Annotated in this window: 22 protein-coding genes and 2 pseudogenes; 9 read left to right on the forward strand and 15 right to left on the reverse strand. The window is 73.4% G+C overall.

Annotated elements, in window-relative coordinates; genetic code table 11:
- Positions 1-42: 42 nt before the first annotated feature.
- A pseudogene (locus GA0070213_RS32650) lies at positions 43-506 on the forward strand (DUF4143 domain-containing protein); the annotation flags it as partial.
- Positions 507-555: 49 nt separating this feature from the next.
- Here GA0070213_RS32650 and GA0070213_RS10590 read toward each other — a convergent pair.
- Together GA0070213_RS10590 and GA0070213_RS10595 are read right to left on the reverse strand one after the other, a co-directional pair.
- Entirely contained in the window at positions 556-2,973 is a 2,418-nt protein-coding gene (locus GA0070213_RS10590; protein WP_091061413.1) for an ABC transporter permease, read from the reverse strand.
- On the reverse strand, positions 2,967-3,731 hold the full coding sequence (locus GA0070213_RS10595) for an ABC transporter ATP-binding protein (protein WP_091061415.1): 765 nt from the start codon (positions 3,729-3,731) through the stop codon (positions 2,967-2,969). Before GA0070213_RS10595 ends, GA0070213_RS10590 begins: the two co-directional genes overlap by 7 nt.
- A 169-nt stretch (positions 3,732-3,900) precedes the next feature.
- Here GA0070213_RS10595 and GA0070213_RS10600 point away from each other — a divergent pair, with 169 nt between their 5' ends.
- Together GA0070213_RS10600 and GA0070213_RS10605 are read left to right on the forward strand one after the other, a co-directional pair.
- Complete coding sequence (locus tag GA0070213_RS10600; RefSeq protein WP_091061416.1) at positions 3,901-5,058, forward strand: sensor histidine kinase; 1,158 nt, start codon at positions 3,901-3,903, stop codon at positions 5,056-5,058.
- On the forward strand, positions 5,055-5,723 hold the full coding sequence (locus GA0070213_RS10605) for a response regulator (RefSeq protein ID WP_091061418.1): 669 nt from the start codon (positions 5,055-5,057) through the stop codon (positions 5,721-5,723). The genes GA0070213_RS10600 and GA0070213_RS10605 overlap by 4 nt, the downstream gene beginning before the upstream one ends.
- A gap of 59 nt (positions 5,724-5,782) precedes the next feature.
- Here the strand turns inward: GA0070213_RS10605 and GA0070213_RS10610 are convergent, their stop codons facing one another.
- A complete protein-coding gene (locus GA0070213_RS10610; RefSeq protein WP_091061421.1) occupies positions 5,783-6,352 on the reverse strand; it encodes a nucleotidyltransferase family protein in 570 nt (189 codons plus the stop codon).
- 198 nt (positions 6,353-6,550) lie between these two features.
- Between GA0070213_RS10610 and GA0070213_RS32520 the strand changes: the two genes are divergently transcribed.
- Positions 6,551-7,786: a hypothetical protein gene (locus GA0070213_RS32520; protein ID WP_139128655.1), complete on the forward strand. Its 1,236-nt coding sequence runs from the start codon at positions 6,551-6,553 to the stop codon at positions 7,784-7,786.
- 136 nt (positions 7,787-7,922) lie between these two features.
- A complete protein-coding gene (locus GA0070213_RS10620) occupies positions 7,923-9,170 on the forward strand; it encodes a PP2C family protein-serine/threonine phosphatase (protein WP_091061423.1) in 1,248 nt (415 codons plus the stop codon).
- Here the strand turns inward: GA0070213_RS10620 and GA0070213_RS10625 are convergent.
- Complete coding sequence (locus GA0070213_RS10625) at positions 9,158-9,517, reverse strand: STAS domain-containing protein (RefSeq protein WP_245716336.1); 360 nt, start codon at positions 9,515-9,517, stop codon at positions 9,158-9,160. The genes GA0070213_RS10620 and GA0070213_RS10625 overlap by 13 nt on opposite strands.
- A 229-nt stretch (positions 9,518-9,746) precedes the next feature.
- Here GA0070213_RS10625 and GA0070213_RS10630 point away from each other — a divergent pair, with 229 nt between their 5' ends.
- Positions 9,747-10,142 (forward strand): ATP-binding protein, encoded by a 396-nt coding sequence (locus tag GA0070213_RS10630; protein ID WP_175441284.1) that lies wholly within the window; start codon positions 9,747-9,749, stop codon positions 10,140-10,142.
- Between the two features lie 63 nt (positions 10,143-10,205).
- Here GA0070213_RS10630 and GA0070213_RS10635 read toward each other — a convergent pair whose 3' ends face one another.
- The 4 genes from GA0070213_RS10635 to GA0070213_RS10650 all read right to left on the reverse strand — a co-directional run bounded on the left by GA0070213_RS10635 (position 10,206) and on the right by GA0070213_RS10650 (position 13,469).
- On the reverse strand, positions 10,206-10,502 hold the full coding sequence (locus tag GA0070213_RS10635; RefSeq protein ID WP_091061426.1) for a helix-turn-helix domain-containing protein: 297 nt from the start codon (positions 10,500-10,502) through the stop codon (positions 10,206-10,208).
- A 556-nt stretch (positions 10,503-11,058) separates the two neighbouring features.
- Entirely contained in the window at positions 11,059-12,294 is a 1,236-nt protein-coding gene (locus GA0070213_RS10640; RefSeq protein ID WP_091061427.1) for a hypothetical protein, read from the reverse strand.
- Entirely contained in the window at positions 12,281-12,814 is a 534-nt protein-coding gene (locus tag GA0070213_RS10645) for a SigE family RNA polymerase sigma factor (protein ID WP_091061531.1), read from the reverse strand. Before GA0070213_RS10645 ends, GA0070213_RS10640 begins: the two co-directional genes overlap by 14 nt.
- A gap of 85 nt (positions 12,815-12,899) precedes the next feature.
- Entirely contained in the window at positions 12,900-13,469 is a 570-nt protein-coding gene (locus GA0070213_RS10650; RefSeq protein WP_091061428.1) for a TetR/AcrR family transcriptional regulator, read from the reverse strand.
- A 65-nt stretch (positions 13,470-13,534) separates the two neighbouring features.
- On the opposite strand from GA0070213_RS10650, the gene GA0070213_RS10655 reads away from it, so the two are divergent.
- Positions 13,535-14,476: an alpha/beta hydrolase family protein gene (locus GA0070213_RS10655; RefSeq protein ID WP_245716337.1), complete on the forward strand. Its 942-nt coding sequence runs from the start codon at positions 13,535-13,537 to the stop codon at positions 14,474-14,476.
- Between the two features lie 16 nt (positions 14,477-14,492).
- On the opposite strand, the gene GA0070213_RS10660 is transcribed toward GA0070213_RS10655, so the two are convergent.
- From GA0070213_RS10660 to GA0070213_RS10685, 7 genes and pseudogenes are all read right to left on the reverse strand, one after another.
- A complete protein-coding gene (locus tag GA0070213_RS10660) occupies positions 14,493-15,095 on the reverse strand; it encodes a hypothetical protein (protein WP_091061430.1) in 603 nt (200 codons plus the stop codon).
- Positions 15,092-16,429: a hypothetical protein gene (locus tag GA0070213_RS10665; RefSeq protein ID WP_091061431.1), complete on the reverse strand. Its 1,338-nt coding sequence runs from the start codon at positions 16,427-16,429 to the stop codon at positions 15,092-15,094. The genes GA0070213_RS10660 and GA0070213_RS10665 overlap by 4 nt, the downstream gene beginning before the upstream one ends.
- On the reverse strand, positions 16,426-17,226 hold the full coding sequence (locus GA0070213_RS10670; RefSeq protein WP_091061533.1) for an ABC transporter ATP-binding protein: 801 nt from the start codon (positions 17,224-17,226) through the stop codon (positions 16,426-16,428). The genes GA0070213_RS10665 and GA0070213_RS10670 overlap by 4 nt, the downstream gene beginning before the upstream one ends.
- A 36-nt stretch (positions 17,227-17,262) precedes the next feature.
- Positions 17,263-18,066: a cupin domain-containing protein gene (locus GA0070213_RS10675; protein WP_091061433.1), complete on the reverse strand. Its 804-nt coding sequence runs from the start codon at positions 18,064-18,066 to the stop codon at positions 17,263-17,265.
- Positions 18,063-18,621, reverse strand: a pseudogene (locus GA0070213_RS10680) (RNA polymerase sigma factor). The gene GA0070213_RS10675 and the pseudogene GA0070213_RS10680 overlap by 4 nt, the downstream one beginning before the upstream one ends.
- A 77-nt stretch (positions 18,622-18,698) precedes the next feature.
- Positions 18,699-18,845, reverse strand: coding sequence for a hypothetical protein (locus GA0070213_RS31485; protein WP_175441285.1), 147 nt, complete (start codon positions 18,843-18,845; stop codon positions 18,699-18,701).
- A gap of 103 nt (positions 18,846-18,948) precedes the next feature.
- On the reverse strand, positions 18,949-20,034 hold the full coding sequence (locus GA0070213_RS10685; protein ID WP_091061435.1) for an alcohol dehydrogenase catalytic domain-containing protein: 1,086 nt from the start codon (positions 20,032-20,034) through the stop codon (positions 18,949-18,951).
- Between the two features lie 263 nt (positions 20,035-20,297).
- On the opposite strand from GA0070213_RS10685, the gene GA0070213_RS10690 reads away from it, so the two are divergent.
- Both GA0070213_RS10690 and GA0070213_RS10695 read left to right on the forward strand, forming a co-directional pair.
- Complete coding sequence (locus GA0070213_RS10690) at positions 20,298-21,494, forward strand: cytochrome P450 (protein WP_175441286.1); 1,197 nt, start codon at positions 20,298-20,300, stop codon at positions 21,492-21,494.
- A 10-nt stretch (positions 21,495-21,504) separates the two neighbouring features.
- A complete protein-coding gene (locus GA0070213_RS10695) occupies positions 21,505-22,716 on the forward strand; it encodes an acyltransferase family protein (protein WP_091061443.1) in 1,212 nt (403 codons plus the stop codon).
- Positions 22,717-22,975 lie beyond the last annotated feature (259 nt).

Consider the following 22,975-nt stretch of genomic DNA (forward strand, 5'->3'; position numbering starts at 1 on the left):
TCGGCAAGCGATCGCAGCGAGCCCGCGGGGGGGCGCGAGGGCTTCACGCTCGGCGCGGACCTGCGACACGAGTCGGATGTCACCCGCGCCGACTGCGCGGCCCGAATCGTGCGCGGCGGCCTACCCGAGGCCACCGCCCGCACCGACCCGCGCCGCCGCCGACGATTCCTCGACGCCTACGTCCAGGCGCTCATCGACCGCGACGTCCGCCAACTGTCCGACATTCCGCACAAGGCGAGCCACGCCGGCTGGTACGCCTGCTCGCAGCCCGATCCGCGACCATCATCGCCGCCAACTCCCTCGAGTCCGCCCTCGGACTGAGCCGGCCGACGATCGCCCGCCACCTCCAGGCCCTGGAGGAAATCCTCCTGGTGAAACGGATCCCCGGCTGGCCCCGCAACCTGGGCACCCGCACCACCACCGCGCCGAAACCGATCTTCGTCGACTCGGGTATCGCCGCAAACGCGACCGCGACCGACGCCCGGGCACTGCTCCACGCGGGCGCGGCGGCGCCAGTCTGCCGGCATCTCGGCCCTGAGGTGCGGCCCGGGCGCATCAGGCAGGGGACCGCGCGGGGCGGTGACGCAGTGACCGCCAGGTCGGCAGTGCGCTCGCCAGCACCGCGAGCAGCAGACAGAGCCCCACCACCCCGCCGACCACCGACCACGGCACCACCAGGTCGACCGGTACGCCGGCCTGCTCGGCGAGGCCGGCACGGATGCTCAGCAGACCGACGAACGCGACAGCCCCGCCGAGCAGCGCACCGATCAGCACCACCAGGGCGGACTCGGCCGTGACCAGCCAGATGACCTGCCCGCGGGTCGCTCCGGCCAGCCGGATAAGCCGCAGGTCGGCCACCCGGCCGGCGGCGGCCATCAGCAGCGTGTTCGCCACCGCGACCGCCCCGTAGCCGGCCGAGACACCGATCAGGAGCAGGGTGAACAGCCAGACGAGGCGATCCTCGGCGCGATCCGCCTCGGCAGCCCACGCCGATACGTCGACGACCCGCGCTCCGACCGGCGGGTCGACCCGGTCCCGGACGTACACCGCGGAGGTGAGCGCCGAGGGGTCGTGCGTCCGCACCACCGACCGGGGCAGGAGCAGGTCGCCGGGGATCGAGTCGTCGGTGACGACCGCGACGACGCGCAGCGACACCACCTCCCCGTCGGCGAAGACCAACGCGTACGGCTCGGACGGCTGCCGGTTCGCCGAGGCGGGGAGAACCACCGTGTCACCACCGCCCAGGTCGTCCAACGAGCCGGCAACCACGGTGAGCGCCCGGTTCATGGCGGCGAAGCCCACCGGGTCCACGCCGAGCGCGGTCAACGGCCGGTCCGTCGGCGACGAGTCCGGGTCGCTCTCGAAGACGGTCGTCGGCAGCAGGGCGGTCCCCCCGACCCCCGCGACGGCCCGGTCCGACAGGCCCGGTGCGCGGTCCGGCACCACGACCCAGCCGGCGTTCACGTCGTCGGCGCGGCCCGCCGCGTAGGCGGCCGTGGTGGTGCGCACCATCCCCGAGACCAACACCGCGAACGCGACCGTGAGCAGCACCGGGGCGGCGATCGACGCCGTCCGCCGGGTCGCGGTCGACGCCCCCGCGCGGACCAGCATCCCGATCGCACCACCCGGTCGACGCACCGGCGAGCGCAGCAGCCGCACCACCGGGCGGACGGCCGCCGGGGCCAACACGGTGGCGCCGGCCACCAGGGCCATCACCGCGTAGAGGGCGAACGTGGCGGCGTCGCGGGCCTGGTCGGCGGTCGCCGTGCCGACGCTGAGGGCGAGCCCTGCCGCGACGAGGAGCACCCCGGTGGCGACTCGCAGCCGCCCGATCGGCCGCTGTTCCACCGCCGCCTCGCGTAACGCCTCCAGCGGGCGGACGCGTGCCGCTCGGCGCGACGCCGACCAGACGGCCAGCAGCGCGATCACCGGACCGGCGACGATCGACAGCGCGACCGGCCAGGGTTCGTACCGGACCCGGAAGGTCGCCGGCTCGAAGCCGACGTCGACGAGCAGCGCGCCCAACACCGGGGCGAGCGCGGCGCCGACCAGGAGGCCGGTGAGTCCGGCCGTGGCGCCGACGACGAGCGCCTCGGCGCGGACCATGCGGCGGACCTGACGGGGGGTGGCACCGACGGCGCGTAGCAGGCCCAGCTCACGGCGGCGCTGGCCGACGTCGAACGCGAAGGTGGAGGCGACCACGAAGACCGTGACGAAGCCCGCGAGAGCCGCCGTCGCGGTGAGCACCTGCATGCCGATCCAGCGGGTGCGGGCGTCGTTCCGAGGCTCCGACGCACTGCGTCCGTCGCCGGTCAGTGCCCGTCCATCGCCGCCGACGACACCCCGCACCCCCGCGGCGACCTTCTCGGGATCGGCACCCGGAGCGATCAGCAGGCCGATGACCCGGACGCCGGGCGCGAGCACGGCCGCGACGTCGTCCGCGACGTAGACGCCGGGCGCATCGACGAGACCGGTGACGGTGTAGGGCTGCGGGCCCGCCGCCGTGAGCAGGGTGACCGGGCCACCGGGACGCAGCCCGAGCGCGCGGTCGACGACCACCTCACCGGCCTGTCGGGGCGGCGCGCCCGCCGTGAGACGGAGTCCGCCCAGCCGGGTGCTGGACCAGCCGTGCCCCTGGTGAGCGTCCTCCCGTTGCGCATCAATGGCCGAGGGTCGGCCGTGGACGAGGGCCTGGGCGTAGAAGGTCCGGTCCGGCACTGCCGCCGTGACGCCCGGCACCCCGGCCAGCCCGCTGGTCAGTTCCGCCGTCCTGGCGGCCGACCACGGCCGGGTGGGCGCGAACGAGTCGGCCGCCGCACCGGCCTCCGGGCTCTGCACCACGACCGCCGCGTCCGCCAGCCGGTCGGGCACCTGCGGGCGGCCGGAGGCCAGCAGCAGGGTGGCCACCGCGACCAGTGTGACGCCGACGGCAACGGCCACGAAGGCGCCGACCGACCGCCGGATGCTCAGCACGACGACTCCACGGCGCTCCCCGCCGGGGCGGTCTCCCGCTCGGCGATCCGCGCGGCGACGACCGTGGCGGTGATCCCGCCGGTCAGCTCGTCCACGATGCGGCCGTCGGCGAGGAGAAGGACCCGATCGGCGTACGCAGCGGCGGCAGGGTCGTGGGTCACCATCACGACGGTCTGCCGGTGGTCGTCGACCAGTGCGCGCAGCAGCCGGAGGATCTGCTGGGACGCCGTGCTGTCCAGTGCCCCGGTCGGTTCGTCGGCGAAGACGACCGCGGGGCGGGTGATCAGCGCTCGGGCCACGGCGACGCGTTGCTGTTCGCCGCCGGACAGTTCGCTCGGCCGGTGCCCGGCCCGGTCGGTCAGTCCGACGGTGTCGAGCGCGGCGAGGACGTCCCGAGCCGGGGGACGGTGCCTCGCCAGGCGCAGCGGCAACTCGACGTTCTCGGCGGCGGTCAGCGAGGACACCAGGTTGAACGCCTGGAACACGAAGCCGATCCGATCGCGGCGCAACCGGGTCAGCTCGTCCTCGCCCAGGTCGTCGAGGCGCCTGCCGTCGATCGTGACGGTCCCCGCGGTCGGCTTGTCCAACCCGGCCGCGCAGTGCAGCAGGGTGGACTTGCCCGAGCCCGACGGGCCCATCACGGCCGTGAAGGTGCCGCCGGCGAAGCTGGTCGTCACGCCGTCGAGCGCCGTCACCCGACGTGCTCCGGCGCCGTACACCGCGCACAGCCCTTGCAGGGTCACCGTCTGTGTGGTCATGGCCGTCAGGGTGCACGCTCCGGCAGGTGCCGCGCGTCGTGCCGGAGCGGGCACTTTCCGGCCCTCCCCCGGGCGGAGCCCGGGTCCGGGACGGGCCGGGACGTCCTACCGAGGATGACCACCCGCAGGTGGACGCGGCCGGGGCCGACCCGCCGATACGCTTCGACAGGTGACCGCCCTCCTGCTGACCCGGCGGCTGCGGCCGGCGGAACTGGCCACCGCGGACGCCGTGCTCGCCGTGGCGGTCGGCGGGCTGCTCGGCCCGTACGCGGCACTGGAATCGCCGCTGCACGGTGGCGTGCGCGAACCGCTCTGGGTGTCGGTGCTCGTCGGGTTCGCCCTCGGGCTGCCGTTGGCCGTCCGGAGGCGGTGGCCGCTCGTCGTCGCCGTCGTGATCAGCTTCGTGGCCACCGTCGCCCTGATCACCGGCGTGATTCCCAACTATGCCGCCGCCGCGCCCGGGCTCGCCGTCGGTCTGTCCTTCTACACGGTGGCCGTGTCGACGGGCACGCGTCGGTCACTGTTGGGTGCCGCCGGTTGTCTCGCTCTGGTGAGCGTCGCTCTGGTGCTGACCGCGAGCGACCTGTGGTCACGAACCGGCGGGGTCGCCTACGCCGCCGTCATGATCGCTCCCGCCTGGATGATCGGCTGGCTGGTCCGCGAGCGACGCGCCGCCGCCGCCCGTCAGGACGAGCACCTGGTCCGCCGGACCGCCGCCGAGGAGCGGTTACGGGTGGCCCGGGAGCTGCACGACGTCGTCGCCCACACGCTGAGCCTCATCGTCGTGAAGGCGGCCGTCGCCAACCACGTCGCCGAGACCGATCCCCGCGAGGCGGGGGCCGCCCTGCGGGTGATCGAGGAGACCGGCCGCACCGCACTGACCGACATACGCCGGGTGCTCGGCGCACTGCGCGAGGACACCCCGTACGCTCCGACGCCCGGGCTGGCCGAACTGCCCGCGCTCGCCCGACAGGCGGCGATCGCCGGTGTCGACGTGCGGCTCGACGTACGGCAGGAGGAACCCGCCGCAGCGGTGCCGGAGTCGGTGGGCCTGGGGGTCTACCGGATCGTGCAGGAGGCGGTGACCAACGTGGTGAAGCACGCGGCACCGGCCACCTGCAGAGCAACGGTGACCGTCACGCCTCGTGAGGTCAGGGTCGAGGTGACCGACGACGGCGGCCGCCCGGTCCTGATCGGCGGTGAGGGGCACGGGCTGATCGGCATGCGGGAACGGGTGACGTTGCACGGGGGCGAGTTCCGCGCCGGGCCGCGCTCCGGCGGCGGCTACACGGTGACCGCCAGCCTGCCCTACCGGGTGGCCGCGTGATCCGGGTGCTGATCGCCGACGACCAGGCGCTGCTGCGCGGCAGTTTCCGGCTGTTGGTCGATTCGACCCCGGACTTCACCACCGTCGGTGAGGCGGGCACCGGCGTGCAGGCCGTGGCGCTGGCCGCCGAGCACCGCCCGGACGTGGTGCTGATGGACGTGCGGATGCCGGAGATGGACGGCATCGAGGCGACCCGACACATCTGCGCCGGGCCGGCCACGGCCGGCACCCGGGTCGTCATCCTGACCACGTTCGACCTGGACGAGTACGTCTACGGGGCACTGCGCGCCGGAGCCAGCGGGTTCCTGCTCAAGGACACCCGGCCGGCGGACCTGCTGACCGGCATCCGGGTGGTGGCCGCCGGCGAGGGGCTGCTGTCGCCGACGGTGACCCGCCGGCTGATCGACGAGTTCGCGCGCCGGCCGGAGCCGACCCGGCCGCTGCCACGACGGCTGGCGGGGGTCACCGAACGGGAACGGGAAGTGCTCACCCTGATCGGCAGGGGCCTGTCCAACGCGGAGTTGGCCGAGCATCTCCAGCTCAGCCTGGCCACCGTGAAGACGCACGTCGGGCGGTTGCTGACCAAGCTGGCGGTACGTGATCGGGCACAACTGGTCATCGTCGCCTACGAAACGGGCCTGGTCGGGCCGGGTGGCCCGCGCTGACGTAAGACACCAGGCGTGCCTGGCCCGGCGCAGGAGGCTGACCGCGGTCGACCCGAGGCTCAGGTCACCACGCGGACGGCAGGCCAGCGTTCGGCGGGACGATGGCGGGCGAGTCGCCGCCGGGAGATCTCCGGGCTGACCCTGGTCGGATTGCGCCGCCACACCCCGTCGAGCAGGTCGTCGAGGCCGTGCGGCGCGCACACCGCGATCTGGTCGTACGCGTCGAGGCGGACGGCCACGGCGGTGGCGTACTCGGGCCAGGTGGCAACGGCATCGGCGATGGTCCGCAACGGCGCCACCGGGCCGCCGCCGAACGTGGCCGGATACCAGGTGTGCACGGCGGCCTGGTTCTTCGCCTCCCACGGCGGCTCCGGCCACGCCGCCGTCAGCCGGTCGGTGGCCCGGTCGTCGTTGTCGCGGCTCAGGTCCGCCGGGTCGAGGAAGACGACGTCGACGTCCCGCACCGACGACGGGTCGAAGCCGTCCCCGTAGCGCTCGCCCCAGACCAGGTCGCGGACGGCGCCTGCGCCGATCCAGGCGTCCGGCAGGCCGGAGTTCCGCACGACGTCGAGCGCCCGCATCAGCCACGGGCTGCGCCCGACCAGGTCCCGCAGCTCGTCGTCCCGCATCGTCGCCCCCGATCGCCGTCCCGCTCGGTCGAACAACCGGCCCACGAGGGAGCCTGGCACGTCCACCGCTCGGGCGTCGGCCCGGGCGGCGTCATGTGAGGACGTGCCTGGTCTCGGGCGGCGCGAGGGACACTGACGGAAGCCGATTGCCGATAGTGTTCTCCACCACACTGTCCGCGCGTCCCGAAGGGTTCTGCCATGAGCGTTGGTCGTCAGCGGCTGTCGCGAACTGTCGCCGCCGCGCTGCTCCTCCTTGCCGGGGTGGCTCTCCCCGCCGGTCCCGCCGAGGCGGCGAAGAAGGGCCCGGACCTCACGGTCGACGCCTCCGGGACGAGGATCCCGCTGGGAGTCGAGAAGAAGGTCCTCCATCTGAAGGTCAGCAACCAGGGGGACGCGACCCCGAGTGAGGTCGTCGTCCGAGTCCGCCAGCCGCAGGAGGGCCCGGACCCCTTGCCGGTCGCCCTGCTCTGGCATTCGGGGGGCGGGGGTGAGTGCGACGGCGACATCGGAGGGTTCTACTGCCAACTGCTGCCGGCGCTGATTCCGGGGCCGGGCGAAACCTTCGACCTGCCCATCGACGCGCTCGTCTACGGGACGGAGCCCTACGAGGGCAGGTTCGAGGTTTCGGTCACCCTCGGGCCGGACAAGGACGCGAATCCGGCCGACAACACCAGATGGTTCCCGCTCGCGCTGGTCGACCAGCCCAGTGCCGACCTCTCGGTGGTCGCCCGGGACGTGAAGCAGTCGGTGCGGATCGGCGCCGGTGGCAGGCCCGAGCCCACCGGGACGCTGAACCCGGGTGAGACGGGTGCGGTGTGGCACACCGTCGCCAACCAGGGCCGCACGGCGGTCAGCGGAGTGCGGGTCACACTGCACCTGCCCAAGGGGGTCACCTTCACCAGGCCACCGACCCCGTGTGTGCTCGCCGACGCCGGCCGGTCGGCGGTCTGCACCTATCGAAGCCTCACCCTCGTTCCGGCCGCCGAGGACACCGATCCGAACGACCAGGTCTACTCGGCGGTCGAGCTGTACAACCTGGTGACGACCGCGGCATCCGCCACCGCCCCGGCGACGTTGCGGGGCGGCACCGCCCAGGTGGAGGGCCTCGCGGAGCGGTCCACGAACGACCGCGCCAGGCGCGCGCCGGCCGAGCTGCCCGCGAACGCCGTCGCCGTACGGGTGCCCGACGCGGACCCCAGCGACAATCAGGACGGGTTCGCCGTGGTGCTGGCCGCAAAGAGCGGCGGCGGCGATGGTGGCGCCGGGGGCGGTGCGGGTGACGGTGGCGGCGGGCTGCCGGTCACCGGGCCGCAGGCCGGTCTCATCGGCGGAGTCGGCGTCGCGGCGTTGGCCGCCGGAGCGGTGTTGTTCCTCGCTGCCCGGCGTCGCCGGATGATCCTGCTGACCCCCGAGGACGAGAGGGCGGCAACCTGATCCGCCCGGTCGGCCCGTGGCGGGCTGTCGCACCCTCCGACAGCTCCGCCCCGGGAGACCGGTGATCCGATCAACGCCCCGCCGACCGCTGTCGGCTGGCGGGGCGTCCGGCAGGCGGGGTGAATATGCTCGACGCGTGGAGGACAGCGAGCGGACGATGCTGGCCGGGATGCTGCAGTCGGCTGAGGATGCCGCACCGGTGGAGGCGGTCGAGGCCGTCACCGGTGCCATCGCAGCCGGCCTGAACGCGACCGGAATCTCCCTGCTGATCGCCGACCTCGGCGGGCGGGCGCTGGTGCGGCTGACCCATCAGCCGGCCCCCGGTGGCCCCGGCCGGCGTCAGGGCGAGGAGGCCGCCGAGGTCCTGCCGTTCGACGGCGGCCCGCACGAGCAGGCGCTGCGGCAGCAGGCCACGCAGGTGGTGCCCGGCGACGGCCGGTGGACGGTGCTCTCCCCGGTCACCGACCGAGGTGAGGCGATCGGCCTGTTGGAGATCGACCTGCCGGCCGAGCCGGACGCCGACGTGATCGCGGAGGTCGCCCGGGCCGCGCACGCGCTGGCGTTCGTGGTCATCGCCAACCGCCGGCACACCGACCTGTTCGAGTGGGGGCAGCGCAGCACCCCGTTCACCCTCTCGGCGGAGATCCAACGTCGGCTGCTGCCCGCCTCGTTCACCTGCGAGGCCGGCGCGTTCGCCCTGTCCGGGTGGCTGGAGCCCGCGGCGAGCGTCGGCGGGGACACCTTCGACTACAGCCTCGCCCGCGATCTGCTGCACGTCAGCGTCACCGACGCGATGGGCCACGGCGTGGCCAGCGCGCTGACCGCCACCCTCGGCGTGGGCAGCCTGCGCAACACCCGCCGCCGCGGCGGCAGCCTCGTCGCGCAGGCCGAGGAGGCGAACCGGGCCATCGCGGAGCACGCGAACGTCCGCGGCGCGTACGTGACCGCCGTGCTCGGCCGCGTCGACCTGCCCACCGGGCGCTGTGAGCTGCTCAACGCCGGGCACGTGCCGCCGATGCTGGTCCGGGCCGGCCGGGTCGTACCGGTGGAACTGCCCGGCAACTTCCCGCTGGGCATGTTCCCCGACGAGCGCTACCGCACCGGGGAGATCTCCCTGCTGCCCGGCGACCGGCTGGTGGTCGTGACCGACGGGATGCGGGAACGCAACGCGGCCGACCTCGACCTGCCCGCCGCCCTGCTCGACATCGCCCACCTGCATCCGCGCGAGGCGGTCCGGGCGCTGTCCGACGCGGTGCTGGCGGCTGCCGGGCCGGTGCTGGCCGACGATGCCACCATGCTCGTCATCGACTGGTACGACGGCCACGGGCCGCGACGCACCGCCGGTGGGGCGGACACCGCCCGCGCCAGCGGTCACCCCCGCTGAGCAGGGGCTCCGGAGGCCGTCGGTGCCGCTTCCTCGGCGTCCCGCACGGTGTCGAAGAGGCCGATGACCCGATCCACCGAGGTGACCGAGAGCAACTGCCGCACCGGCGGGCGCACCCCGGCCAGACCGAGCCAGCCGTCCCGCTCCCGCAGGTCCTTGTAGGCGAGCACGAGCGCGCCCAGGCCGCTGGAGTCCATGAACCCGACGCCGGCCAGGTCGACCACCACCACCCGGGCCCCGCCCTGCACCACCTCGAGCAACCGGTCGCGCAGCTGCGGCGTGGTGCTCATGTCCAGTTCACCGGCGACCTCCACCACCGTGCCGCCACGCCCCGGCCGGGTCGTCAACGCGAAATCCACAAGGTCCTCTCAATCCGGCATCCCGAACGTTCGCGGTGCCCTTCTCCATCCCATTCCCCACCGTGCCAGAACTGAGGCCCGGCCGCTTCCCTGAGAGCCGGTGTCCTCGACCGAGACGGCACCGCGAATCGAGGCATCTCGCCTGGGTATGGCAGGGTGGTCGGACGGATGACGCACGGGCCGGGGGAGGAACTGCGCGATGCGGGTGAGCCTGACCATGTCACTCCCCCGTCAGCCGTCGTCGGCGACCCGCGCCCGACACGCCCTCACCACCCTGCTGTGCCTGACCGACGCCGGCGAGGACACCCGCGCCAACCTGGCCGTGCTGATCAGCGAGGCGTGCTCCAACGCGGTGATCCACGCCGCTCCCGACACGACCGTCGACATCACCATCCGCATCGACGACCACGTCTGCGTGCTCGAGGTCGGCAACCGCGGCGTCACCCCGGACGATGACACCCTCGCCGCCGGTCTCCCCGCCCCGCTCACCGTCGGCGGCCGTGGACTGCCCCTGATCGCCGCGCTCGCCGACACGGCCACCTTCGTCGCCGGACCACCGGACCGGGTGCTGCTCCGTATCACCAAGCACCTGACCGAGGTACGCGACGCGTAGCCCTCCGGCCGGCCCGTGCCCGGGCCTGGCGAGGGCGTGCCGGTCCCGTGGGCGCGGCACACGCTACCGCTTCTCGTTCTGCCGAAGGGCTTCCTCGAGCTGGTCCTCCAGGATGATGATCCGGCAGGCGGCCTCCAGGGCGGTGCCCTGGTCGACCATCTCGCGGGCCCGGGCGGCCAGGCGGAGCTGGTAGCGGGAGTAGCGGCGGTGCCCGCCGCCGGAGCGGTGCGGGTCGATCAGCTTCGCCTCGTCCAGGCGGCGCAGGAAGTCAGGCGTGGTCCCGAGCATCTCCGCGGCCTGGCCGATGGTGTAGGCCGGGTAGCTCTCGTCGCCGAACATGTCATCGGGGTTCTGCCCCATGCCACCTCCACGTCGAGGGCCCCGGCGCTCGCGCGCCGGGGCCCAGGGTTAACGGGTCAGAACACCATCTGCCGACAGGAACGTCGGCTTGACGTATCCGCACCGGCCGTCGCTGACGGCTTCGGGTGCGGGGATCGCATATGCGTGACCGGAGACCACCTCTCGTTCGATGGAAACTGCGGTGTCCGCCCGGCCTGACATGACGGCCGACGGCGGGCGATCCAACGGTGTACGGCCCTCCCTTTCCTCTGTCATCTCTTCCCTGACACGTACGGCGAACATCAGCTGGAGCCCCGAAAGAGCCTTGGCCCCACCTGCGTCTCGGCTCGTGTCCCGCCGAGTTACGTGCTCCTACTGCGCTCGGGAGGGAACGGTGAAGCCTGTTCCTTCCGTCGCCGCCCGTCGTGGCCTCACGGCCGGGCGGCCCGTCTGCGTCCTGACGGATCTTTCCTCTCGACTCAAGGAAGAGTATGCCAGCCTGATGAAGATGTCTAGTCGTTCCAACCTAGGTTTTCTAGCCGGTTGAACTGAGCACAGATCGTCCGTCGGCGCTCCGTTACGGCCGCAGGGCGTCCTCGGCGGGAGTCCAGGTCGACTCGTTCTCGACGTCGGCGACCGTGATCCCCTTGGCGATCTTCTCCAGCTCGGCCCGCGACAGCGTGTTGTCGAAGCCGGTGGCGCCGACCTGGAGGACGACCTTGCCGTCGGCGCTCCAGACGTTGCAGAAGTCGCCGATCGGCACGCCGGCGTCCCGGGCGCGCTCGCGGGGCACCTTGTAGCACCTCGTCGTGCCCGGCTCCGGTGACTGGTTCGCACTGGTGCTCGGCGTGACGAAGATGTGGAACCCGTCCCTGATGACGCCCATGGTCGCGTCGTACGGCGCGGTCAGGCCCGAGGTGGGCAGGGCCGACCGGGTGTACGTCGCGCCGCCGTAGTCACCGGCCCGTGCCGCGGCAATGCCGCTGAGGCCGGGCATGGCGTGCGTGCCGGTCTGGAGCGGCACGAAGCCGTCCGGCACGAAGCCCACCGTGAACGGCACCAGCGCCGGCATCGGCCTGCTCGGCTTCAGGCCCTCGACAAGTCCACCCAGGTCCTCGAAGCTCGGCGTGGCCTCGTCGCTGGAGTACGAGGTGACCGCCGCCCAGGCGTTGGCGGCGTACTCCCAGGCGAACAGCTTGTTGCCCGGGTCCACCGGCTTGCCCGGGTCGAGGTCGACCGGCAGCGTCGCCCGTACCGCCTTGCGCCCGGCCACGGTGATGTGTTCGGCGCCGGAGATCCCGGCGGGGTCGAAGACGCCCGGCCGGTAGACGGTCAGGTACGCCCAGAGGGACGGCTTCCCACCGGCCTTCTTCCGCTCGAGGACGTTGCCCCGCGCCTCGGCCTCCTCCGCGGTTTCGGGCTTGTCGTTGGAGGTGTGGTTGTCGGAGTAGACGGACGCGATCTGGTAACCGGTGGACGCCGCGATCGGATCCTGCACGTGCAGCGTGCCGGCGTCGTACCCCTTGAAGGTGAAGGCGAACGGCGTGACGTCGGGCCACCCGTCGTCGACGGGCCGGGACGGCGCCGCGCCGGCCGGGGCCGGCGCGGCCGCGGTGTTCCGCCCGCTTACCAGGGTCGGCGCCAGGAGCGCGCCGGTGACCGCGACCGCGACGAGGCCGGCCGCGCCGGCCGACGCGAACCCGGCGCGGCGGCGCCGCTCGGCCCGCCGGCCGGCCGCGACGATGTCGTCGGCGGTACGGGTGATCGGCGGCTCGTCGCCGGTCACGGCGTCCACGAGATCACGCAACTGCATTGGTCCACTCCTCCATCGGCTTCCTGGTGAGATTGAGGTGTTCGCCGCCGAGCGACTCGCGCAGCTTCGCCAGGCCACGGGAGACCTGACTCTTGGCCGTGCCCACCGTGCAGTCGAGGACGCGCGCGGTGTCCTCCAGGCTCAGGTCCAGGTAGTGCCGCAGCACCACGGCGGCCCGCTGTCCGGCCGGCACGGCGTCGAGCGCCGCCCGCAGGCGCATCCGTTCGTCGGTCGCCCCGGCGGGGTCGCGGAACGCGACGTCGGGCATGGCGTCGCCGGCCGACCGTTCCCGCCGCCAGGGGCGACGGGTCTCGTCGACCGCGGCCCGGTAGACCATGGTCTTGACGTAGAGATCGGGACGGTCCAACTTCCGCCAGCGGGGATAGAGCTTGACCAGCGCGTTGGCCACGGCGTCCTCCGCCGCGTGCCAGTCGCCGCAGGTCATGTACGCCAGCTTCCGCAGCGACGCCATCTGTGACGTCACGAACTCGCGGAAGGCCTGCTCGTCTTCGGCTTTCACGTCGACTGCCTCCTCGTGCCGGAGGTAGAACGGCGCCACGTGCCCGGAACGTTGCACCGACCGGAGAAGTGGTGCGTGGCGCTCGTCAGCGGGTGGGGCGGCACCCGGCGAGCAGGCGGGCCACCATGTCCCGCGCGTGCGCGCGCTCGTAGCCCGGGCCGAGGATGCACAGGTTGCCCACCGCGCGCATCAGCGTGTACGCGGTCACCTCGGGGTCGATGTCGCCCGCCGCCACGCCGGCCTCGATCAGCGCTGCGCACGCGGGCACGAGCTCGTCGAGCATCAGCGTGTGCAGGGTGTGCAGGCTCGGGTCCTCGGACTGGAGGGCGACGCCCAGGCCGTGCTTGGTCACCAGGAACTCGACGAACGCGTCGATCCAGCGCGCCAGCGCCTCGCCGGGGGCGACGGGCTCCTGGCGCAGCGCGTCGGCCAGCGCGACGCACTCCTCGATCTGGTGGCGGTAGACGGCGGTGACCAGCTCGGCCCGGCTCGGGAAGTGCCGGTAGACCGTGCCCAGGCCCACGCCGGCGCGGCCGGCGATGTCCCGGATGGGCGCCTGGACCCCCTGCTCCACGAACACGGCCGCCGCGGCGGCGAGCAGCGCCTCACGATTGCGCCGGACGCCTGCCTGGCGCGCGCCGATCGACTCCGTCACAGCGTCCTCCCTTGTTGGCGGAACACTGTTCCGCTAACGTTGGCGGAACAATGTTCCGTTCGAGTATGACAGAAGAGGCAGGCGTCACCATGCGTACCGACCACCCCGTACCGCCGATCGTCGCGGTCAAGCCCCTCCCGGTACCCACCACCGCACGCGACCCCGGCCTGTCGGTCAAGGTCACCGCCCCGGCGTCCGGCGACCGTCTCCCCGTGATCGTCTTCTCGCACGGCAACGCCTGGTCGATGGACGGCTACGAACCGCTCGTCGACCGGTGGGCGGCCGCCGGATTCGTCGTCGTCCAGCCGAGCCACCTCGACTCCCGCCGCCACGGCATCGGGTTCGACGACCCGAGGTTCGGCAGCATCTGGCGGGTCCGGATCGCCGACCTGCACGCCGTCCTCGACCACCTCGACGAGATCATGGACCGGGCCCGCACCGCCGGACTGCACGCGACCGTCGACCACGACCGGATCGCCGCCGTCGGGCACTCCTGGGGCGGCCAGACCGTCGGCGCCCTTCTCGGTGCCCGTGTCCTCGACGCCGCCGGCACCCCGGGCGAGGACTTCTCCCGCCCCGCCGTCCGGGCCGGCGCACTCCTCGCGGCGACCGGCACCGGCGACTCGCTCACCCCGTTCGCCGTCGAGCACCTGCCGTTCATGCGGCCGGACTACTCCACCATGGCCGCACCGGCGCTCGTGGTCGCCGGCGACCGGGACCAGTCGGCGATGTCCACCCGGGGACCTGACTGGTTCACCGACGCCTACCACCTCAGCCCCGCGCCCAAGAGCCTGCTCACCATCGCCGACGGGCAGCACACCCTCGGCGGCGTCGCCGGCGAGCGGGTCGCCGAGACCACCGACGAGGACCCGGCCCGCGTCGCCCTCGTCGCGGACGCGGTGGCCGGCTACCTCCGGGACGCCCTCAAGCTCGACGGCACGGCCTGGGCGGCCCTCGGCGAACGCGCCGCGACCGGCGACGGCGGTTACCGCGTCGCGCAGCGGTAGGCAGGCGACCCGACGGTCACGCCTCGAACACCTCGGCCGGGCTCCTGCGGGCCGGGCCGACGATCGAGTAGGCGACCAGCCCACCGAGGGCGAGCGCCGCCGCCGCCAGCGCGGCGGCCTCGCTCTCGGGCGGCTGGCCCTGCCATGTCGCGGTCGCCCCGCCGGCGCCCGCCTGCGGATACAGGGCCGCGACCGTGGTCCAGCCCAGCGGCAGGAACCACGAGCGGGCGGCACCGAGCACCGTCGCGCACAGGGCGGTGAGCCCGAGCAGGCCGGCGGCGTCGCGGACCACCAGCGCCGCCGGCCCGAACCGGGCTCCGGTGGGCCACGTGGCCGCCAGGGCCAGCAGGACGACCAGCAGGCCGGCGAGCAGGTGCGCCCCACGCCACCAGGGCCAGCGCCGCGACGCGGTCCGGTCCAGGCTCTCGTCCGGGCCGGCGAGGGTGGGTGCGAGCACCACGACCATCAGCAGCACGGTCATGACGACCACCATCACGGTGGCGTCCCGCTCCTCGGCGAAGGCCAGCCACGACGCCCAGACCACCGCCGCGCCGCCGACGGCCGCGGCCAGGGCCAGGGGTACGCGACGCGCGCGCAGATGGAGCAGCGTCCCGGTCACCTGGCGCTCCCGGACAGCAAGCCGGCCGGGTCCTGGCAGGCCAGCAGCGCGTTGCGGACGGCCGTGACCCGGGCCAGCGCCTCGTCGTCCGGCAGCTCGCGCAGCCCTCGCCAGAGCGCGACCGCTTCGGCGTTGATCCCGGGATCCTCCTCGATCATGCCGGGCACCACCCCCACGTCCGACCGTGGCTCGCGCCCCAGGAGCCAGGAGGCCGCCGCGCGCTCGACCACGTCGTCGCGGTTCTCGCAGGTCCCGTCGTAGGCGACCCCCAGTCCTCCGACGACCGCGCGGACCACGGAGTCCGGGCGCGCGAGCTCGCCGCGTCCGTCGATCCGGACCTCGATCGTGACGACGCCGTCCCGGGGAACCGACCGGACCTCCTCGAAGCTGATCGTGCGGGTGTCCTCCTGCACGGCGGTCGGCGCGTCCGGCAGCTTCGCCAGCACCGCCAGCCCGTCCCGAGCCAGCGGGGTCAGCGTGTCGAGCACGTTGGCGTGGACTCGGCTGACGCAGACCGTCGGGGTGTCCTCGGTGCACACCAGTTCCCGCGCGACCGGGTCGACCGGCCAGGTGACCACGTCCGGGTCGCGCGGCACGATCGCGGTCGCCGCCAGCAGCCCGAGCGCGACCGGCGCCACCGCCGCCGCCCGGGTCCGCCAGCCGCCGGCGACGAACAGCATCAGGCCGGCGACGGCGAGCGCGACCAACCAGATCGCGAGCGCGGCGCTGACCCGGTCGTCGACCGTCTGGTAGTCGTGGAACGAGCTCGACCCGTGGACCGGGGAGATCGCCGCGGCCAGCCAGTCCGCCGGCCCGACGGCGCTGAAGAAGATCAGGGGTACGCCGGCCGCTCCCAGCGCCGGGGCGGTCACCAGGGCCGGCAGCATCCGCCCGATCCCCAGGCCCAGCCAGGCCGCGGCGACCAGGGACAGCACGCCCACACCGGTGACCACGGCGAAGGTCGCCAGGGGACGGTACGGAACGGCGGTGCCGATCCGGGCGAGTCCCGCCGCGGTCACCAGCAGGTAGGCGAGGGCGAGGGCCAGGGCCATCGCGCCGAGCACCGGCAGCATCCGGGCGGCCCGGGGCCGGGCGGTGCTGGCGAACAGCTCGCCGACCTTCGCCCGGTGCTCCCGACGGCCCTGCCAGGCCCCGGCGGCGAGGGCCAGCGGCCACATCAGGAGCAGATACTCCCGGGTGGTCAGGGCCAGCGACATCCAGCCGCCCGACCACCGCCCGGTGGCCACGTAGAGCGCACCGAGCCCGACCACCACCGTGAGCAGCGCGGCGCCGAGCGCGGCGGAGCGGCGCAGTTCCAGTCGGAGGACGCTCACCGGCCGGCCTCCACGCGGTGCCGGCGCAGGAGCGCGGAGTAGCCCCGCTCGGCCGGGCTGTCCCCGGCGTGGCCCTGGCCGCCCTGTGCGCACAACGCCTCGGGCGTGCCCTGCCACACCAGGCGACCGTCGTTGACCAGGACGACGTCGGTGCAGGCCGCCGCCACGTCCTCGACCAGGTGGGTGGAGACCAGGACGCAGCTGTCGGTGCCGAGGTCACGCAGCAGCTCGCGGAAGTCGAGGCGTTGCTCCGGGTCGAGACCGACGGTCGGCTCGTCGAGCAGCAGGAGCCGGGGATCGTTGACGATGGCCTGCGCGATGCCGGCCCGGCGCAGCATGCCGCCGGAGAGCGTCTTCAGCCGGGCGTCCGCCTTGGCGGTCAGCCCGACCCGGTCGACGGCCCGCTGCACCGCCGCCGGGATGTCGGCCTTCGGCATCTCCTTGAGCCAGGCCAGGTAGCCGACGAACTCGCGGACGGTGAACCGCGGGTAGTAGCCGAACTGCTGCGGCAGGTAACCCAGGGTGCGGCGGACCGCCCGCAGGTCGGCGCGACCGTCGACCGGCCGCCCGAGCAGCGTCAGCCGACCGCCCGCCGGGCTCAGGACGGTCGCCAGGGCGCGCATCAGCGTGGTCTTGCCGGCGCCGTTCGGCCCGAGCAGCCCGTGCACGCCGGTGGGCAGAGCCAGATCGAGGCCGTCGACGGCCAGGTGTCGACCGGCCCGGACCCGTAGGCCCTCCGCGTGGACGGCCCAGGGGTGGGTGGTCACGGTCGTCTCGACCGCGCTCACGGCACGCATCGGCATGGTCTCCTTCCGGGATCGTGATCTCGGTGGTCAGTCGTGCTGGGCGAGTCGCCGGAACCCGTCGGCCCGGAGCAAGGCGGCCACGGTCAGCAGCGCGGTGGCCAACGCCCAACCGGGTGCGCTCTCCGCCGCCAGCACCACCGGCAGCCGGGCGGCGGCGAGGCTGGGCGCGATCACCACGAGCGTCCAGGCGGTGATCAGGCCGATCGCGGCCCGGCGTACCCCGACGAGGGTGCCCAGCAGCAGCGCGGCGACGGCGAACGCGAGGCAGGGCAGCAGCATCAGGGCCAGCGACACGCCCGCGCCGGCCCCGGCCAGCGCGAGCGCGGGCACGACGACGGCCAGCACCGCGGCCGTACGCCGCAGCAGCATCGTCAGGCCCGCGGCCGGTGTGGCGGCGACCAGTTCCCAGGCCGGATCGGCGCGGCGGTGCCAGGCGACCGCCACACCGGGCAGCGGGGCCAGCGGCGCGACCAGCAGCACCAGTGCGGGCATCCCGGTCCACAGCACGCCGAGCAGCGCGGCACAGGCCAGCGCCACGGCGGTCATCGCGAGCCACGGCAGCAGGGTGCCGACGAACCAGCGGTGACGCAGCACCGACCAGGACCGGCTCCGGGCGGCGGGCGCGGGCGTCGCCGCGAGTTCCCGGTCCAGGGCCGCGGCGACCCGCTCGATCACGGCCCTGGTGTCCGGGGTGGTGCTGCCGGCCAGCCGGGCCCGGCAGTCGGCGCAGTCCTCGAGGTGCACCTCGATGGCCCAGACGGCGGGCTCGTCGAGGCCGGGGTCCCCGGCGGCGTAGCGCTCGATCTGGGTGAGGCTGGGATGGGTGCTCACGACAGCGCCTCCCGCAGGGCGACCCGGGCCCGACGTACGCGGGACTTGACGGTGTTCTCCGGGACGCCCAGCAGCACCGACGCCTCCCGCGACGAGAGGCCGTCGAGGACGGTGGCCCGCAGCGCGGCGCGGACCTCGGGGGGGCAGGACGAGCAGCGCCTGCTCCAGTTCCTGGCCGACCCGGGCGGCCATCACCTCGTCCTCGGCGGCGGGTGCCGTGCTCGGCATGAGCGGCACCTGCGGCACCCGGGCGGTGCGGGCCCGGCGACGGAACGCGTCGACCAGGCGGTGGGCGGCGATGGTCCACAGCCAACCCACCGCGCTCCCCGGCGACCCGCCGCCGTTCCGGTTCCGGGTGCCGGCGAAGCTGCCCGCCGTCCGCCAGACCGCCAGGTAGGTGTCCTGCAGCACCTCGGCGACCACGTCCGGATCGGCGCAGCGGCGGCGCAGGCGCACCTCCAACCACGGCGCGGTACGCCGGTAGAGCTCGTCGAACGCCCGCCGGTCCCCACGGGCCACGCGGCGGACGAGGTCACCCTCGTCCGCCGCGTCCATGCCGGTTCTCACACCCGGTAAGACGACGGGTCCGGCGGGTCCGGGTCCCCGGCGGATGTGATCGTCGTCACTCGCGCCTAGCCGGTGATCGCCGGCCAGGCGTAGGCCAGCAGGGCGAAGGCGGCCCCGAGCAGCGCGAGCGAGACACCCCGGGTGCGGATGGGCAGCGCGGCGAGCGCGAGCAGGATGACCGCGATCAGGTAGAGGAACGCTTGCACCGACATGACAGTCTCCTCGGCTCTCGGCTGACAGGCGGTGTGACCTCTACCCCCGTCGATCCGGCCGCGAAACCCGCCGCCACCGTCGGGCCGGCTCGGGCCCTGCTCGTCACTCGTCGAAGAGCACGACCTGGCGGATCACGTCACCCTTCTCGAGGGCGGACACCGCGTCGTTGAGCTCGTCGAATCGGATGCGCCGGCTGATCAGGCTCTCGATGTCCAACCGGCCCTGCCGGTGCAGAGCGACAAGCAGCGGCAGGTCCCGCCGCAGATCGGAGCTGCCGTAGACGGACGGCAGCAGGTTGCGGGCCCGGAAGAGCAGCTCGAAGGCGTTGATCTGCACGAGGTCGTCCGCCGCGCCCGCGCCGACGATCACGGTGTCCCCACCGCGCCGGGTCACGTCCCAGGCGGCCTGGATGGTGGCCGACCGGCCGACGGCCTCGAAGACGGTGTCGAAGCCCCGTCCCTGGGTGACCGCGTCGTGGGTGGCGCGCAGCTCCTCCGGCACGACGACCTCCGTGGCGCCGAGCTGCATGGCCACCCCGTGCTTGCTCCGGTTCGGATCCACGGCGACGATCCGCGCCGCGCCCGCGATGGCCGCGCCCTGGACGACCGAGAGCCCCACCCCGCCGAGCCCCAGGACGGCGACGGTGGAGCCGGGGCGGACCCGGGCGGTGTTGACGGCGGCGCCGACGCCGGTGGAGACGCCGCAGCCGAGCAGCGCCGCGTACTCGAACGGGATGTCGTCGTCGATCCGGACGGCGGCCTCCCACGGCACGACGATCTCCTCGGCCCAGGTGCCGGTGCCCGCCATGCCGAACGCGGGCGTCTCACCGACCGCGAACCGCGCCTTGCCGAACAGGTCCGACATGTGGGTCATGCAGAGGTGGGACTCGCCGTTGACGCAGTCCGGGCAGCGGCCGCAGGCCGGGATCCAGTTGACCACCACGTGGTCGCCCACCTGCACCCCGGTGACGCCTCGGCCGACCTCGCGGACGATGCCGGCTCCCTCGTGCCCGACGATCATCGTGCCCTGACTCGGCAGGCCGCCGGCCACGACCGACAGGTCCGAGTGGCACACGCCGGTGGCCTTGATCTGGATCTTCACCTCGCCCTCGTCCGGTCCGAGGGCCGTGACGTCGTCGCGGAGATCCAGGGACGGACCACCGCCCGGGTGCAGGACCGCTGCTCGCACTTCGCCCTCCAAGGCCGTCGACGGGGAACCGCCGGCAAAATGTCGCCGGTGGCAATTTCGCAATAAGTCGCGAGGTCACGCTAAAGGACCGACCGAGCCCTCGGCAATGCCACTCATATTGACGTCTACGCAACATCTGTATGGCGTTCCACCTGCGCTGCACCGGCATCGACAAACGCAGCATTGCCGGTGCCGACGACCACCGAATACGGTGCGGAGACGCTTCGAGAGCGCATGTCTCCGCCCACCGATGTGAGGTCAGCATGGCGTCCACCGACGAGTCCCACAATTATCCGCTGGAAACGGCAGGCGGACCCTCGATCCACGAGCAGTACCGCCGGCTCCGCCAGGACGACGCCATGATCCGGGTACGGATGCCCTTCGGCGACGACGCGTGGCTGGCGACCCGCTACGCCGACGTCAGGTGCGTGCACAGCGACCCCCGGTTCAGCCGGGCCGTGGCGAGCCGGAGCGACCAGCCGCGCGCCTTCCCGGTGATGCCGGAGGAGAACATCCTCGGCCTGGACCCGCCCGAGCACAGCCGGCTGCGGCGACTGGTGTCGCGGGTCTTCACCACCCGGCGCGTGCGGGTGATGCGACCGCTGATCCAACGCGTGACCGACGACCTGCTGGACCGGATGGCGGCTCAGGGACCACCGTGGGACCTGGTCGGCGATTTCGGCGTCCCGCTGACCATCGGGGTGATCGCCGACCTGTTCGGGGTGCCCGAGGCAGACCGGCCGCAGTTCGCCGAGTGGTCGAAGGCCATGACCGCGACCACCTCCATGCCGCCCGAGCTGGCCCGGCAGCACGTGCAGCAACTCCAGGAGTACGTGGCCGAACTGTTCGCCCAGCGCTGGTCGGCACCCACCGACGACCTCGTCGGCGCGCTGATCGAGGGCTACCAGGCCGACTCCGGGGTGGACCAGCACGAGGTGGTCACGCTCGCCAGGTTGATGCTGGCCACCGGCCACGGCAGCGTCAACTACCAGTTCGGCCACTGCGCGTACCTGCTGTTGAGCCATCCGGACCAACTGGCCCGGCTGGCCGCCGAGCCGGGCCTCATCAACCTCGCCGTCGAGGAACTGCTGCGGTTCGCCAAGACCGACGAGGCAGCGGTCTTCGCCCGCTACGCCACCCGCGACGTCCGGCTCGGCGGGGTGCTGGTCCGGGCCGGTGAGCCGGTGCTGCCGTCCCGGATCTCCGCCAACCACGACGAGACGGTGTTCACCGATCCCGAACGGCTGGACCTCACCCGGGCCCGCAACCCGCACCTGGCCTTCGGCTACGGACCGCACCACTGTCCCGGCGCGCACCTGGCCCGGGCGGAGCTGCAGATCTCGCTCGGGTCGCTGGTGTCCCGGTTCCCCACCCTCCGGCTGGCGGTCGATCCCCGGGCGGTGCCGTGGGAGTCGGGCGGCCTGGCCCGCGAGATCAGCTCCCTGCCGGTGACCTGGTGACGACCGCGCCATGACGGACAACGACGCGGCCGGCCGGTTGCCCTCCCTGACCGGGCTGCGATTCGTCGCGGCGGCGATGGTCTTCACCTGCCACATCGCCGTCATCACGACGTTCATCGGGGGCTCCGCCGGGTCCTTCATCGCCCGGACCTTCCCGCTCGCCGGCCCGTACGGCGTGGGTTTCTTCTTCGTCCTGAGCGGCTTCGTGCTGACCTGGACCGCCCGGGCCGGCGATCGGACGACGCGCTTCTGGCGCCGGCGGATGGTCAAGATCTACCCGAGCCACCTGGTGACCTTCGCCCTGGCCGCGGTGCTCGGGGTCGTCGCCGGGCGGGCGACGGGCCTGTTGGACTGGGTGACCAATCCGCTGCTGCTGCACTCCTGGGTGCCCAGCCTGTCGACCAGCACCTCGTTCAACGGGGTCAGCTGGTCGCTCTCCTGCGAACTCTTCTTCTACCTGGCGTTCCCACTGCTGCTGCCGCTCGTGAACCGGATCCCGGCCGGCCGGCTGTGGTGGGCGGTGGGCGCCCTGGCGGCCCTGATGGCCGGCGCGGCGTTGACCGCGACGTTCCTCGTCGACGACCAACCGCGGCTCACCATCATCGCCTCCGGCACGCTGTCGTTCACCCAGATCTGGTTCGTGTACTTCCTCCCACCGGTGCGGGCGCTGGAGTTCGTCCTGGGCATGGTGCTCGCCCGGATCGTCCGCGCGGGCCGCTGGCCCCGCATCGGGCTGCTGCCCGCGGCGGGCATCGCGGTGCTGGGCTACGGATACGTCCTCTCCGCTCCGTACCTCTTCGCCACCGGAGGTCTGGCGTCGCTCTGGCTCGTGCCGCTGATCGCGGCGGGGGCCACCGCCGACGGCCGGGGACGGGCGTCGGTGCTGCGGCACCCCGCTCTGGTCCGGCTCGGGGAGCTGTCCTTCGCCTTCTACCTGGTGCACTGGATGGTGGTGGTGGCCGGGGCGCAGGTGGTCGGCCCGGAGCGCCGTTTCGGGCCGCTCGGGTCCGCGCTGGTGGTCGCCGCCCTCCTCGGTGTCGCGCTGGCCCTCGCCTGGGCTCTGCACGAGGGGGTGGAGATGCCGCTGGTGCGCCGCTTCGGGCGGCGCCGGCCCCACCGGTCGGGCCCGCCCGCCCCGCCCGGGAGCGGCGTCCTCCGGCGCCCGGCACGGGACCCCGCTCCGATCTCCGCGATGCGCGAGGTTGTCGATCCACGCGCCTGATGGGCTATTATTTCGTCAGGCAGAGCGCCTGCCTGCGCCACAAGTGGCTGCCCACGCCGACCATTGCGACGTGGCCAAGAGTCTTCGACTCAGCGCAACAATCTCGCTTCGGTGCCTCCAGGTGCCGTCCGTCGACGAGCAGCGTGGGAGCTCGTGAGGGACGTGAGGGCATGTTCGAGCGGTTCACCGACCGAGCGCGACGGGTTGTCGTCCTGGCCCAAGAAGAGGCCCGGATGCTCAACCACAACTACATCGGCAC

The organism is Micromonospora humi, from assembly GCF_900090105.1.
In the GTDB taxonomy this organism is placed as follows: Bacteria; Actinomycetota; Actinomycetes; order Mycobacteriales; family Micromonosporaceae; genus Micromonospora; species Micromonospora humi.

Bases quoted from the DNA above. Each gene is read 5' to 3' on its own strand.
- GA0070213_RS10595 (WP_091061415.1), bottom strand. From the start codon at position 3,731: ATGACCACACAGACGGTGACCCTGCAAGGGCTGTGCGCGGTGTACGGC.
- GA0070213_RS10610 (WP_091061421.1), bottom strand. From the start codon at position 6,352: ATGCGGGACGACGAGCTGCGGGACCTGGTCGGGCGCAGCCCGTGGCTG.
- GA0070213_RS32520 (WP_139128655.1), top strand. From the start codon at position 6,551: ATGAGCGTTGGTCGTCAGCGGCTGTCGCGAACTGTCGCCGCCGCGCTG.
- GA0070213_RS10630 (WP_175441284.1), top strand. From the start codon at position 9,747: ATGTCACTCCCCCGTCAGCCGTCGTCGGCGACCCGCGCCCGACACGCC.
- GA0070213_RS10635 (WP_091061426.1), bottom strand. From the start codon at position 10,502: ATGGGGCAGAACCCCGATGACATGTTCGGCGACGAGAGCTACCCGGCC.
- GA0070213_RS10640 (WP_091061427.1), bottom strand. From the start codon at position 12,294: ATGCAGTTGCGTGATCTCGTGGACGCCGTGACCGGCGACGAGCCGCCG.
- GA0070213_RS10655 (WP_245716337.1), top strand. From the start codon at position 13,535: ATGACAGAAGAGGCAGGCGTCACCATGCGTACCGACCACCCCGTACCG.
- GA0070213_RS10670 (WP_091061533.1), bottom strand. From the start codon at position 17,226: ATGCGTGCCGTGAGCGCGGTCGAGACGACCGTGACCACCCACCCCTGG.
- GA0070213_RS31485 (WP_175441285.1), bottom strand. From the start codon at position 18,845: ATGTCGGTGCAAGCGTTCCTCTACCTGATCGCGGTCATCCTGCTCGCG.
- GA0070213_RS10690 (WP_175441286.1), top strand. From the start codon at position 20,298: ATGGCGTCCACCGACGAGTCCCACAATTATCCGCTGGAAACGGCAGGC.
- GA0070213_RS10695 (WP_091061443.1), top strand. From the start codon at position 21,505: ATGACGGACAACGACGCGGCCGGCCGGTTGCCCTCCCTGACCGGGCTG.